Origin of the sequence: Alkalicoccobacillus gibsonii, assembly GCF_016798245.1 — a bacterium.
GTDB classification, from domain to species: Bacteria; Bacillota; Bacilli; order Bacillales; family Bacillaceae_D; genus Alkalicoccobacillus; species Alkalicoccobacillus gibsonii.
This window is the reverse complement of sequence record NZ_JAEUZA010000005.1, coordinates 109,878-123,442: the sequence shown is the minus strand read 5'-3', so window position 1 is coordinate 123,442 and position 13,565 is coordinate 109,878. Positions and strand designations below refer to the sequence as shown.

The 13,565-nt window shown below is 40.1% G+C and carries 11 protein-coding genes and 1 pseudogene; 10 read left to right on the top strand and 2 right to left on the bottom strand.

Annotated elements, in window-relative coordinates; translation table 11 throughout:
• The first annotated feature begins 28 nt into the window (after nt 1-28).
• The 9 genes and pseudogenes from JNO66_RS17485 (at nt 29) to JNO66_RS17440 (ending at nt 10,164) form a co-directional block, all read left to right on the top strand.
• Nucleotides 29-712 carry an ABC transporter ATP-binding protein gene (locus JNO66_RS17485; RefSeq protein WP_203090459.1) on the top strand — a complete coding sequence of 228 codons (684 nt, stop codon included), beginning with the start codon at nt 29-31 and terminating at the stop codon, nt 710-712.
• Complete coding sequence (locus JNO66_RS17480) at nt 709-3,288, top strand: ABC transporter permease (RefSeq protein WP_203090457.1); 2,580 nt, start codon at nt 709-711, stop codon at nt 3,286-3,288. The genes JNO66_RS17485 and JNO66_RS17480 overlap by 4 nt, the downstream gene beginning before the upstream one ends.
• Nucleotides 3,289-3,515: 227 nt before the next feature.
• Nucleotides 3,516-4,079: a hypothetical protein gene (locus tag JNO66_RS17475; protein ID WP_203090455.1), complete on the top strand. Its 564-nt coding sequence runs from the start codon at nt 3,516-3,518 to the stop codon at nt 4,077-4,079.
• A 656-nt stretch (nt 4,080-4,735) separates the two neighbouring features.
• The gene (locus JNO66_RS17470; RefSeq protein WP_203090453.1) at nt 4,736-6,214 is read left to right on the top strand and encodes an Lsa family ABC-F type ribosomal protection protein; all 1,479 of its coding nucleotides are present in this window, start codon (nt 4,736-4,738) and stop codon (nt 6,212-6,214) included.
• Nucleotides 6,215-6,341: 127 nt separating this feature from the next.
• On the top strand, nt 6,342-6,638 hold the full coding sequence (locus JNO66_RS17465; protein ID WP_203090451.1) for a hypothetical protein: 297 nt from the start codon (nt 6,342-6,344) through the stop codon (nt 6,636-6,638).
• 14 nt (nt 6,639-6,652) lie between these two features.
• Nucleotides 6,653-6,931: a hypothetical protein gene (locus tag JNO66_RS17460; RefSeq protein ID WP_210340930.1), complete on the top strand. Its 279-nt coding sequence runs from the start codon at nt 6,653-6,655 to the stop codon at nt 6,929-6,931.
• A gap of 24 nt (nt 6,932-6,955) precedes the next feature.
• Nucleotides 6,956-7,384 (top strand): hypothetical protein, encoded by a 429-nt coding sequence (locus tag JNO66_RS17455; protein ID WP_203090449.1) that lies wholly within the window; start codon nt 6,956-6,958, stop codon nt 7,382-7,384.
• A complete protein-coding gene (locus JNO66_RS17450; RefSeq protein WP_203090447.1) occupies nt 7,374-8,618 on the top strand; it encodes an alpha/beta fold hydrolase in 1,245 nt (414 codons plus the stop codon). The genes JNO66_RS17455 and JNO66_RS17450 overlap by 11 nt, the downstream gene beginning before the upstream one ends.
• Nucleotides 8,619-8,979: 361 nt before the next feature.
• Nucleotides 8,980-10,164, top strand: a pseudogene (locus tag JNO66_RS17440) (IS256 family transposase).
• Nucleotides 10,165-10,520: 356 nt separating this feature from the next.
• Here the strand turns inward: JNO66_RS17440 and JNO66_RS20945 are convergent.
• A complete protein-coding gene (locus tag JNO66_RS20945) occupies nt 10,521-11,690 on the bottom strand; it encodes a DUF418 domain-containing protein (protein ID WP_273753638.1) in 1,170 nt (389 codons plus the stop codon).
• Between the two features lie 222 nt (nt 11,691-11,912).
• The gene (locus JNO66_RS21005) at nt 11,913-11,996 is read right to left on the bottom strand and encodes a putative holin-like toxin (RefSeq protein ID WP_373367185.1); all 84 of its coding nucleotides are present in this window, start codon (nt 11,994-11,996) and stop codon (nt 11,913-11,915) included.
• A gap of 211 nt (nt 11,997-12,207) precedes the next feature.
• On the opposite strand from JNO66_RS21005, the gene JNO66_RS17430 reads away from it, so the two are divergent.
• A complete protein-coding gene (locus JNO66_RS17430) occupies nt 12,208-13,536 on the top strand; it encodes a sodium-dependent transporter (protein WP_203090443.1) in 1,329 nt (442 codons plus the stop codon).
• Nucleotides 13,537-13,565: the final 29 nt, after the last annotated feature.

Below are 13,565 nucleotides of genomic sequence, written 5' to 3'. Positions count from 1 at the left end.
TAGGATATCAACTGCTGGAGGGAATTATATGGAATTAGTAAAGGTTGAAAACCTATCTAAAGTGTATGGCAAGGGAGAAACAGCTGTTAAGGCATTGGATAACGTCTCATTTACTGTGAATAAGGGAGAATTCGTAGCAATTATTGGTCCCTCTGGATCTGGTAAGTCTACGCTCCTACACTTGCTTGGCGGGGTGGATCGTCCTTCAAGTGGGAATGTGTTGATTGATCAAACGAATATCTATGATCTAAACGAAACGCAGCTGGCGATCTTTAGACGACGTCAGATTGGACTCATTTATCAATTTTATAATTTAATTCCGATCTTAACGGTAGAGGAAAATTTAACGTTGCCTCTCTTACTAGATGAGCACAAGGTAGATCAGCAGCACTTCACGGACTTGATTGGTCAGCTTGGCCTAGATAGTCGATTAACCCATTTACCGAATCAATTATCAGGAGGTCAACAACAGCGGGTCTCTATTGGACGTGCGTTGATCAGTCACCCTTCAATTATGTTAGCTGATGAGCCGACTGGAAATCTTGATAGTAAAAACAGTAAAGAAATTATTGATCTTCTGAAACGATTTAACCGAACGTACAAACAAACCTTAATTATGATTACGCATGATGATCGGATTGCCCTACAGGCAGATCGTGTCATTACAATTGAGGATGGCAAGGTTGCTAGTGATGAGGTCATTCGGCCATGAACATTGTGAATAAGCTGACGATTCGTCATTTAAAAGAAAACAAAAAACGAACATTGGTGACAATCCTCGGAACCATTATCTCAGCAGCGATGATTATGGCAGTAGTGACGATTGGTGTGTCTTATGCGGACTTATTAAAAAAAGAAGCAATTGAGAATAACGGGAATTGGCATGTTTCCTATAAAGATCTTACAACCGATCAAATTGATAGTCTTCTTCAGGATGAGCAAACAGACTCACTGTCACTGATTCAAGGTCGCGGATATGCGGAGCTTGATGATTCAATGAGTAGTTTTAAACCATATATTTGGGTAAGAGGAATGAACGATGAAGCCTTCACCCAATTTGATGTGCAGTTGCTAGAAGGGCGCCTGCCTAAGACCGAAAATGAATTGATCGTAAGCTCGTCTTTAGATGAAGAAGTTACGTGGTCCATTGGAGATGAAGTGACACTTGCCACTGGAAAACGATTCACTGATGCAGAATGGGCAGAGCCACAGGACGGTTTATTGACAAGTGAAAATTGGCTGGAGCAGGATGACGAAGGCAATTTGAACGAAACACTCATTGAAGTGGAAGACGCATCCTACACAATCGTAGGTTTCTTTGAACAACCGAACTGGGAATGGGGCTGGACGCCAGGATATATGGTGCTTTCGTATATTGATGAAAGTGATGAGCACTATCCAGTGGATAGCTTTGTGTATGTAGACAAACCTGATCGATCCATCTATGACCATGCTGATGAACTCTCAGATATGCTTGGTATCACAAATGTGCAGTACAATAGTGATCTTCTGCGTCATTCAGGAATAACAGCAAGTGACAGTATCGACCGAACGATGAATGGAATGTTAGGGGTCATTATAGTTGTGATTATTGCGGGATCCGTTGCATTGATTTTTAATGCATTTGCGATTTCAGTTTCAGAGCGTTCAAGATACTTAGGAATGCTTTCAAGTGTTGGAGCAACAAAACGTCAGAAGCGTAACTCCGTCTTTTTTGAGGGGGCCATAATTGGAGTAATAAGTGTTCCAATTGGGATTGTTGCTGGGATTGTTGGAATAGGTATTACGTTTTTAGCGATTAATCCGATGTTAGATTCCATTGGGCTAGATCAGCAGCTAAGCTTAACGGTTACTCCTTTTTCCATTCTAATCACCATTCTGTTGTCTGCATTAACGATCTTTATATCTACTTGGTTTCCTGCGCTCCGCGCGTCTAGAATTACGGCGATGGATGCGATCAGGCAAACACACGATATTAAGCTTAAAAATAAAACGATTCGTACGTCCAAATTAGTTCGACGACTGTTTGGCATTGAAGCTGAACTCGGACTTAAGAATCTAAAGCGTAACAAAAAAAGATATCATGTGACGGTACTTTCTCTCATCGTCAGTATTGTTCTGTTTTTAAGTGTCTCTTTTTTCACTGATAGTCTAAAGCAGTCCTATCAGATCGCTGAGTCTGGAGATGCTGTGAGTTATGACTTGGAGATTTATTCAGATGATGCTGAATCGGTGAGTGAACTAAGAGAGAGTATGGAAGACTCTGCAGAGGTAACAGACGTTTTAACTCAACGAGAAATGAATGTCTCCTTGTATTTGGATGAATCAGAAGTGGCACCTGAACTACTTGAATCTGGTGGTTACGACCGAATGGATGATGGACAGTATAGGTATTATGCCAAAATTACCTCAATTGATAAAGATAGCTTAGATGAATATGTGGATGGTGCACAAATTCCTGATAATTGGGATGATGAGTCGATGTCTGCAATCGTGCTTGATACCATTACGTATGAGGATTTCGAACAAAGTAAATATGTTCGTACAAAATCAATTATCACAAACATCAATGATTCGTTAAATATCGTAGAAACCAATTGGGATACAGAAGAGACAAAAGAGTTACCTACGCTGACAGTCACAGCCTTAACGGACAAAACACCAATGGGAAGTTATAACGCTTATTTAGGATCCGTAAACATTTTTGTTTCCAACGAAACATTTGAAGCAATACTTAATGAATCAGATTTGGAAGCAGAGGATAACTTGATGTACGTAAAAAGTGATGATCCAATGGCTACGGAACAAACGCTTTCAGAGCTTTCAAATCGTTCAATAAATAATTTATACGATCAAAGAACACAAGGCGAGCAAATGATTGCCGTCATATCCGTATTCACCTATGGGTTTGTCACATTAATCACGCTGATTTCCTTGGCAAATATCCTGAACACGATCTCAACAGGGGTTGCTCTGCGTAAGCGAGAATTCGCCATGCTACGGTCGGTTGGATTGACAAACAAATCGTTTAAAAAGATGATGATGTTTGAGAGTGCTTTTTACGGGGTGAAGGCTCTTCTCTATGGGTTGCCACTAAGCATTTTGGTTATGTACATGATTTATCGCCAAACTCAGTATGCTTTCTCGTACAGCTTCACGATTCCTTGGCTTCATATTCTAGGCGTAATCATAGGTGTCTTTGTGATTGTTGGGCTAGCCATGCTTTACTCCTTAACTAAAACGAAAAACGAAACGATTATTGAAGGATTAATTCAAGAAAATCAATAATTAATGAAGACCAGACCAGCTGATATGAACGTATCAGCTGGTTTTTTAAAGTAAGAGAATCCATTGCAATGTGAACTTGCTATTTTTTGCTAAGATCTTGAACATTTTTACCGATCTATGGTTAAAAAAGGCTACAGAGATCTCGCTTCGTTCGACACTTCAAAAGAATTCCAGATCCCCTTACCATTTTATGTGTAGATCATTTTCAAACTTTTAGGAGGTTTTAGATGATGAACAGGATGAGTTTTCTATCCATGATGAGTGCATTAATGCTGGTTGCCTCATTAGTATTTCCAGCAGGGCAGGCCAATGCAGCAACAGACGAGGAGCCGTTGCAATTCCCGCCAGAGGCTCTTGAAGCATTAGAAAGTAGTGTATATGTAGACACAAATTCAAGAACGGCACACATTGATCAAGAGAAAGCATTAGAACTTTACTCGTTTACAGATGAAGAATTCACGCTCATTCAAGAGCGACTCGATCAGTTAACAGATGACCAAATACAAGAGATGATTAACTATGCTACACCTAACTCTGGAGATGTTTCAACACAAGTGGCTCCGGCCATCATTTGGGGAGGAATTGCGGTAATTGGGCTCTTTACAGGGGCAGCATTGTATTTTTCTTCAAAGTATATGACTCACCAAGAGAAACAAAACTTGATTAATCGCTGCTATGACATGGGTGGCACGCCTTCCATTGATTCTGGTGATGTAGGTGGAATGGGTGGAGAACCTCAGAAGGCCTGGTGGAAGATGTCAAATGAGTATAGCTTTGAATGTGTTCAGTAGCATCAACCCTATAGAAAAGAGGTGATACAATGGATTTACTTGATCTATTTATGTGGCTCATCATGGGCGTCATTGTATTTAGTTTAGGGATGCTAGCGTATTCGACTTTAAAGGATCAAAAAAATAAATAAGATAGTGTGGAAGAGTTGGCCGAATAATGGTTCAACTCTTTTTTTGTACATTTGCATTTCACACATGGTGTGAAGTAGCATAGATTTGAATTTCTTATTAGAAACTGTTATTATAGTGGAAACAATATGAGAGGGCTGATTTTATAAAATGATTAACTAATCTATATTTTATTCAAAACGAATCTGTTTGATTATTAAAATATAGGATTAGTCTATTCATTGTTATACATTCAGCTTTAACCTTTTTTATAATGTTATATGATAATAAGGGTGTATAAAATACAAGTAGCACGCAAACGACTAATCCTTTCAATTTTTTATTGGAAGGATTTTTTTTCGCATTGTAAGGTAGTATCCCCATTCTTATTAAAGGAGAGTTGATATGAGTTTAGATACGTTGGTTACACATGACAAACTCCGTATAAGTCGTTAGTATCCATCAAGTTTATGCGGAGTATCTTAAGAATTGATGGATGTGCCGACCTTGTATAAAAGAAAAGAGAGATGTACAAAGGAGGAACAAACATGTCAATGATTCAAGTGCAAAATCTTACTTTTTCATACCCAAATAGCTTCGACAATATTTTTGAAGATGTTAGTTTTCACATAGATACAGATTGGAAGCTAGGTTTTATAGGTCGTAATGGACGTGGGAAAACGACCTTTTTCAACTTATTATTAGGTAAGTATGAATATAGCGGGAAAATTAGTTCAACAGTAGAATTTAATTACTTTCCTCAACCTATTCCGAATAAAAGGAAGTTTACACATGAGATCTTAGAAGAGATTTGCCCTCAAGCAGAAGATTGGCAATTCCTTAAAGAGATTTCTTATTTAAATGTCGATGCGGAAGTGATGTACCGACCATTTGAAACATTGTCAAATGGAGAACAAACTAAGGTTTTATTGGCAGCGCTTTTTTTAATTGAGGATCAATTTTTATTAATTGATGAGCCGACCAATCACTTAGATACGCATGCACGTATAATAGTATCTGATTATCTTAAAAGAAAAAAAGGTTTTATTTTGATTTCACATGATCGAAACGTTCTAGATGGATGTGTGGACCATATCTTATCAATAAACAGAACGAATATAGATATCCAAAGCGGAAATTATTCTTCCTGGAAGTTAAATTTTGATAGGAAACAGGAACATGAGGAATCGACAAACGAACGTTTACAGAAAGATATTGGTAGATTAAAACGATCATCAAAACGTTCAGCAAGTTGGTCTAATCAGGTGGAAGCCTCTAAAAACGGTACTACCAATTCGGGTTCTAAATTAGACAAAGGGTTCGTAGGACATAAAGCTGCAAAAATGATGAAACGTTCAAAAAATATTGAATCAAGACAAGAGAAAGCGTTAGAGGAAAAGTCAAGGCTTCTAAAAAACGTGGAAAAATCAGAGTCTCTAAAGTTGAAACCATTACAATTTAAATCGAAAGAATTGATACACTTAACAGATGTATCAGTTATGTATGATGGAGAAGTAGTGAATGAGCCAATTAGTTTCAAAGTTGAACAAGGTGATCGAGTTGTACTTGATGGTAAGAATGGTAGTGGAAAAAGTAGTATCCTAAAGTTAATACTCGGAGAACCAATTCAACATAAGGGTACGATAAGTATAGGTTCAGGTCTTGTGGTTTCATATGTTCAACAGGACACTTCTCAATTAAAAGGTTTATTATCTGACTTTATCCAAGAAAGTCAGATAGATGAGTCCTTATTTAAATCGATTTTACGTAAAATGGACTTTGACAGAAATCAATTTGAAAAAGAAATATCAAGTTATTCCGGTGGACAAAAGAAAAAGCTACTTATAGCAAAAAGCTTATGTGAGAAAGCACATTTGTACATTTGGGATGAACCGCTCAATTTTATAGATATTTATTCGCGTACGCAAATTGAAGAACTTCTCCAGACCTTTAATGTAACAATGGTCTTTGTTGAGCATGATCAGGCATTCCAAGCAACAATCGCAACGAAAACTATAAACTTATAGTTTAATTTGAAAAGGTATAGAAGACGAAGCTTCTATATCTTTTTAATGGTTTTGATTCGATTAAATTTATTAAAGGATTTTGAAGACCGTTTCGAGAAGTTCTCTAAGAAAAAGGGGGATACAAAGGATGGAAAGAGAAAATACACAAGAAACGCGTGGAAAACGCTTAGCATTAGGATCAATCGCTTTAATGCTTATTAGTATGACCATTTTTTATACTCAATTAATTGCAGATGCGGGCATTTATATAGAAATAATCTTATTTGCTGCATTATCCATCACGGGTATCACACTCGCCATTTATTCTGGGAAAGAATCAAAACGTTCTAAGCTATTTGTTATAGGTGTCGTTGGCAATAGTTTCATGCTAATGATCAGTGGATTATTATTTTTTGTTATGTTGGCGGTTGAGTCTAGCACATAACGGGAGGCGGAATCTTGAATAAACAAGGAGTAGGAAGATGGTGTGGAATTGGGTCACTTATTTGTATTGTTTTCTATGTGATTAGTTTCTTTGTGCTGAGAGGTCCTGATGTAGATATCTATTTCGTTATCAGCCTTGGTGGAGTCCTTTCTCTGCTTGGAATAGTACTCGCCATTGTATCTGCCATTCTTTCGAAAAGATATGTTTATTTGATTATTGGTTTCTTGGGGAATGGCGCTGTACTTGCTAATACGTTCTTGTTATTGTTAGCAATGGGTATCAGCGAGCCTTAAACGAATAGTAAAGCGAGGAAAATAATGAAGAAGAGTATGATGGCAGTTGTTCTATTTTTAATCATAGGCGTATTAGGGGCATGTAACCAACAACAGCAACCCAATCACGGAGTACAGGAAATTAAGCTGTATGAATTGGTTGATTATGAACAGCTTGAAGATGAACCTATTGTAGAATGGACAGAGAAGGAAGACATAGATGAGATGATGTCTATCCTGCAATCAGCTAAAAAGATGGATGGTATTCTTGATATTGAGCCTGCATCTTACCGATTAGATCTTATTGAACAAGAAGTTAATCCCATGTTTCTATGGTTAGATGAAGAGACAATCGAAGCCATCTTAATGGAACGAACAGAGGATGGAACTGAAGTATATTATACGTTGCTTGAAGACGAAACCTCGAGCTTAAAGGAACTGTTTAATGAGAAAGGAGTAATAGATGCAGAATAAACCAGCTATTCATGTCTCGCCCATGCACGGTTTAATTGATGAATTAACAACCATTACAGTGACTGGCTGTACGCCTTGTGAGACGCTTAAAGTTGAACTGAGCCTGACTGACCAAAAGGAAAATGAGTTTAAATCAACAGTAAGCATTAAAACAAACGAAAGTGGTGAACAAACCCTTCCCGAACTAGATGTGGAAGGGTTGTTTTGGTCTGCAGAAAAAGTCGGAGAGGTACATGGTGATTATTTTTATAAATCGGATGCGTCTGAGCTTAAAATGAAGTGGACATTGAAGCGTGATGGAGAAGAGGTAGGTCAGGTAACAACTGTACGAGCGTTTGGGCGGGAAGATGTAATGAGGGAGGTTATTCTTGAAGAAGGCGTTGTCGGTACACTTTTTTACCATGAGCAGGAGCCAGCAAAGCCTGTTGTGGTTGTTTTAGGGGGATCCGATGGTGAAATTCAAGAGCATGCGGCCGCGCTACTCGCTACAAAAGGGTACAACGTGTTTGCTTTAGCTTATTTTGGTCAAGAGGGTGTGCCAAAAGATCTGGACCAGATTCCTCTAGAATATTTCGATGGAGCCATTCAGTGGGTGAAGGGACGATTTGGTGTAGAGGGTGTGACACTAATCGGTTACTCCAGAGGAGCAGAAGCGGCGCTGGTACTCGCCTCCGTTTATCCGGATGAGTTTAAGGCCGTTGTGGCTGGAGCACCAGGTGCATACGTGACCTCGGGATTGAAAAATACAATCTATGCCCCTATCCCTTCTTGGACACTGGGAGGGAAGGATTTATCGTACCTCACCTTTAAATATCGACCTTCACAAATGTTCTCGATGCTTGGTGGAATGATTAAGCGTAAACCCATTTCGTTTTTATCCATTTGGGAGAACAGTTTGTCTAAGCCTGAAAAAGCAGAACCGAGTCGAATAGAGGTAGAACGAATCAAAGCTCCTGTTCTTCTTATTGCCGGTGGTCAGGATCAAGTGTGGCCCTCAGAGAAATTTGCGAGACAGATTGCTGAGAAAACGGAGACAGAGACACGCGAACTCCATTATGAGGAAGCTGGACATTTTCTCGCTTTCCCTTACGCACTACCTGGAATGCCCGCAAATGTGCTTATGCATGTGGGGAGTCGAATGATCATGGATTTTGGAGGGACCAAAGCGGCGAATGCAGAAGCGACAACGGATTCGTGGGAGGAGCTGCTTGGTTTTTTGGAGGAGTTTGCATGAGCGCAGTGAAGAATTTTTGAGGAGTATATAGTTTAGGGGAAGAGCATGGAGGCGCTGAAGAGAGCACGGAATCGACGGAGAGAGCACGGAATCGACGGAGAGAGCACGGAATCAACGAAGAGAGCACGGAATCGACGAAGAGAGCAGGGAATCGACGAAGAGAGCGTGGAATCGACGGAGAGAGCACGGAATCGACGGAGAGAGCACGGAATCGACGGAGAGAGCGCGGAATCGACGGAGAGAACAGGGAATCGACGAAGAGAGCGATTAAGTCCATATAATTGTGTAAAAGAGAATAAGCCATCATCAATCCGACCACAATGTTTTTACCCATAAAAACAAAACGTGAAGGAGAATGATGATGACTCAATTTCAGTTTAACCTAAATATGGATACCTTAAAAGAATCGGTGATGAATTCTTCCATTGAACCTGTTATGAAGTCCATGATTGTTTTAATTTTAAATGAATACATGGAAAAAGAACGAGATGATTATCTCCAAGTGGATCACTATGAACGCTCAGATCTTCGAAAGGACTATCGTAATGGCTACTATGAGCGGGAGATGATGTATCAAATTGGACGTGTTAAACTCCGTGTTCCTCGCACTCGAAGTGGAGAGTTCTCACCGTCTATCTTTGAGAAATATCTGCGTTGCGATCAATCATTCATCATGTCGATGCTTGAGATGTTCGTCAACGGAGTTTCTACTCGCAGAGTGAATCATATCGTTCAAGAGCTTTGTGGAGAAACCGTCTCTAAATCTTTTGTTTCTTCTCTAACCAAGAAGCTAGATCCCATCGTTCGTGAGTGGGCTGAACGTCCTCTTAACACCGAATATTATCCGTATGTGTTTGTAGATGCGATGTACATTAAGGTGCGTGAACACCATAAAGTCGTATCTAAAGCTGTCTATATTGCCACGGCGATTAATGAAAATCACAGCCGCGAGATTCTAGGTTTGAACGTAAGTCATGAAGAGAGTTTTGAGGCGTGGAAAGCGTTCTTTGATCAATTAAAAGGTAGAGGTCTACAGTCTCCAAAATTAGTGATTTCAGATGCGCACGCTGGATTAAGAAAAGCCATTCAAAAAGAATTTATCGGTACAGCTTGACAACGCTGCACGGTTCATTTCAAAAAAAATATCATTCAGTCCCTTCCAAAGAATCATATGGATGAGGTTAAGCTGGATCTTAAGCGAATCTTTCAAGCCATCAACCCAAAAGATGCACGCCTATTCAAAGATCAATTTCTATCCAAATATGCAGACCATCCCAAATTAGAGAAGGCCATCGTGAAGCTGGAAGAAGGATTTGATGATTCGATTCAATACATGAATGAACCTCATCATTATCATGTGTTCTTAAGAACAACGAATTCAATCGAGAGATTGAATCAAGAAATTCGAAGAAGAGAAAGGGTTATTCGTATTTTTCCAAATACCCAGTCGGCTTTCCGACTCATCGGAGCGGTCTTGATGGATGAAGCCGACTCCATGAAAAAACGTCAGTTAATCTTTAAAGACAGTGTCAATCCATCGTCATGAGAACGGCCGTTTTTTGGAGGAGGGGGAAGGGCCCTTCCCCCTCCTCCAAAAAACAAAAGATAAAAACAAACGAAAACAGTACTCTGTGGTCGGAATTTACACATACATATGGACTTGACTAAGAGAGCAGGGAATCAACGAAGAGAGCGCGGAATCGACGGAGAGAACAGGGAATCGACGAAGAGAGCAGGGAATCAACGAAGAGAGCGCGGAATCGACGGAGAGAACAGGGAATCGACGAAGAGAGCACGAAATCGACGGAGAGAACAGAGAATCAACAAAGAGAGCACGGAATCAACAATAACCACACAAAAAGCTCCTTCATGACATCATGAAGGAGCCTCTTAATTCCCACCTCAGCCCACTTTCTTAAAAGGCGCGTTCGAACATTTTCTCCAGATCCATTCTAGCGGTCCTACGCCAAAATAGTTTACGAACAACTGAGCGACAATCATCATGATGGCTGTGATTAGTACCCAGGCCCCTAGTACTTGATATACATTTACGACGGGTGCGAGGCCAAATCCCCAGCTGTAAAAAAGGATAGAGCCTAAGATATTTTGCAGGACATAACAGCTTAAGGCTGTTTTGCCGATCATTTCAAAGCGTGCAAGGATCCACTTTAACACATTTTTTTCTAATAAAAAGGCAAGGAGTCCGATGTATCCAAGTGATAGCACGGGGGCGAAGAGATAGCGACTAGCTAGGTCAAAGATGTTACCGGGTACAAAGACAAGTGCATTTAATGGAATGCCTAGTCCGAGTCCCCATACCATCAATCGTTTACGGATCGCACGTCCCTTTTCGTCCTGGCTAAATGCGCCGGCGCGATATAAGCGAATCCCTAAAAGATAAAGAAACAAATTCATACAGATAATGGCGATTGCTTCAAAGCGTAATCCGATAAAACCGGAGAGTCTGAATTGAACTTGTTCGAGATATGTACCTGTTGTATAGACTACTTCTGTTTCTTGGAAAACCCCTATGACTTCTTCAAGTATAGTTTCATCATTCATAATCCAAACCCAGGCAACGGTGATTAACATGAGACCAAGGATGTGGATGGTAGCGGCACCTGCCATAATCCAGTTTAATGTTTGATGGCGAAGCCCTACGAGAAATGCGACGATAATACCGGTAAATGCATAACTCATTAATACGTCATATTCGAATACAAAGATAAAATGTAGCAGACCGTCTAGCCCAAGTAAGGTCATCGTCCAGATATACATACGCAGCCAGGGTCGGTCATTACGCATGGCCTTCTGATACTTCAGTTCAAGCCCAATCCCAAACATTATTGTCAGGAGACCGAGGAATTTACCATTTGTGAAAATGGCGAGAAAACCATTTACCAATGCATCCACTGTGCCTATTCCTTCTTGCAAAGAGAGTAAAGAGAGCGCTGCACCAGGATCGGCGAATAACCAAATGTTTGTGCCAAGTGTGCCGATGATGGCAAAGCCTCGGAGTATGTCTAATAAGCGAATTCGATTTCCTTTTGAGCTGGTACTTATGGTTTCCACGAGTTCCCCCAAGTGTTATGACTTCTTCCATATATTCGGTTGATACTCAAAAAAGTTTCAACATCTACCCATTGAATTGTTATGCGCTCCTTAGATATAATAAAGCTATAAATATTCGAAAAAACTGCCCCCATCAACATGGGAGCAGGCAGCTGATCTTTTTTGAGACTGGCGCAATAGAGCACAAATAAGCCCCGTGAGCGGTCAACTCATATACGGGGCTTATTTTTCATTTCTGAAAGACAGAATGGCAAGAACGAGCATGGAAAAACCGATCATGGTCGATAGTGCCTCATAAACTGTCATGTATGGCCTCACCCCCTTTATAAAGAGGTGCTGCCAGCCCCGTATGAAAAGATCTGCTAGGGTAAGTATACATAGATGTGGGGTGGAGAAATAGATAACTTTTGTCCCGTTTTCTGAGGGGGAACTTGACTTTTGATTAAAAAGCCTTCAATGTTAGTCTATTCGATTTAAAAAAAGGCAGGTGTCATTCTGCAACTCAGCAGGTTTAACTATGAAAGAACAATGGTCTTCTAAACTAGGATTTATTCTTGCGTCAGCCGGGGCAGCAATAGGGCTTGGTGCCTTATGGAGATTTCCGTATTTAACGGGAACCAACGGTGGTGGCGCCTTTTTCTTGCTCTTTATCTTTTTTACTGTACTTATAGGAATGCCACTTTTAATTGCTGAATTTGTAATTGGTCGTGGGTCAAAAAGGGAGGCAGTATCGGCATATAGAAAGCTATCCGCCACTGGCTTATGGAAATGGATTGGTCACTTTGGTGTAGTCGGATGCTTTTTACTCCTTACCTTTTATGCCGAGATCGGAGGATGGGTTCTCACCTATACATTCCTTTCTTTAACAGGATCAATTTTGGAACCAGGAAGGGACTATGAACTGTTATTTGGCTCCATTGTTGGGAGTCCACTGATTAGTGCGGTCGGTCTTATTGTGTTTATTGGTTTAAATGTTATTGTGCTCTCGTTTGGAATTAAAAACGGGATCGAACGTGTAAACAAGTATTTAATGCCGCTTTTATTTCTCTTTTTACTTATTATTATTGTTAGAGGATTAACGTTAGATGGCGCGATGGAGGGAGTAAAGTTCTTCTTAAGTCCAGACTTCTTTAGCATTACAACCGCAGGGACGCTCGAGGCGCTGGGGCAGTCATTCTTTTCTTTGGCCGTCGGATTTTCGTGTATGGTGACCTATAGCTCTTATCTTGGGAATGAACAAAGTCTTCCGAGGTCGGCAGGATCCATTGTAATTTTAAACCTTCTTGTTTCTCTCATGGCAGGACTTGCCGTTTTCCCTGCGGTATTTGCCTTTAACCTTAGTCCGGATTCAGGACCAAATCTCTTATTTGTTGTTTTGCCTACTGTATTTGAACAGCTGCCTTTTGGTGGATTGTTCTTAAGCTTGTTCTTATTGCTTTTCTTTTTTGCGACAATTACGTCATCATTTAGTTTGATGGAAATTATGATATCGGCATTTACGCAGAACAAAAAGCATAAGCGAAATCGTGTCGCATTAATTAGTGGAATACTGGTTGTGATTGCAGGAATTCCAGCTGCCTTGTCCAACAATGTTCTTGCTGATGTACTCATTCTTGATCGGACCGTTTTTGATCTGACAGATTTCTTCGTCTCAAATATCATGCTTCCACTGGGATGTTTATTTATTGCTTTATTTGTAGGCTTTAAAGTAAAGAAAAGCCTATTGATTGAGCAATACCGAATGGAAAGTGGCAACCTAAGTGGGACAGCAAATCTATGGTACCTTCTTATGCAGACCATTGTTCCATTGGTCATTGTGATCGTATTTATATTTGGATTGTTTTAAAACGGAGAGGCCTTGCACACGCTGTGCAA

Coding starts and splice junctions, on each gene's coding strand:
- JNO66_RS17485 (WP_203090459.1), top strand. CDS start 29: ATGGAATTAGTAAAGGTTGAAAACCTATCTAAAGTGTATGGCAAGGGA.
- JNO66_RS17480 (WP_203090457.1), top strand. CDS start 709: ATGAACATTGTGAATAAGCTGACGATTCGTCATTTAAAAGAAAACAAA.
- JNO66_RS17475 (WP_203090455.1), top strand. CDS start 3,516: ATGATGAACAGGATGAGTTTTCTATCCATGATGAGTGCATTAATGCTG.
- JNO66_RS17470 (WP_203090453.1), top strand. CDS start 4,736: ATGTCAATGATTCAAGTGCAAAATCTTACTTTTTCATACCCAAATAGC.
- JNO66_RS17465 (WP_203090451.1), top strand. CDS start 6,342: ATGGAAAGAGAAAATACACAAGAAACGCGTGGAAAACGCTTAGCATTA.
- JNO66_RS17455 (WP_203090449.1), top strand. CDS start 6,956: ATGAAGAAGAGTATGATGGCAGTTGTTCTATTTTTAATCATAGGCGTA.
- JNO66_RS17450 (WP_203090447.1), top strand. CDS start 7,374: ATGCAGAATAAACCAGCTATTCATGTCTCGCCCATGCACGGTTTAATT.
- JNO66_RS21005 (WP_373367185.1), bottom strand. CDS start 11,996: ATGACAGTTTATGAGGCACTATCGACCATGATCGGTTTTTCCATGCTC.
- JNO66_RS17430 (WP_203090443.1), top strand. CDS start 12,208: ATGAAAGAACAATGGTCTTCTAAACTAGGATTTATTCTTGCGTCAGCC.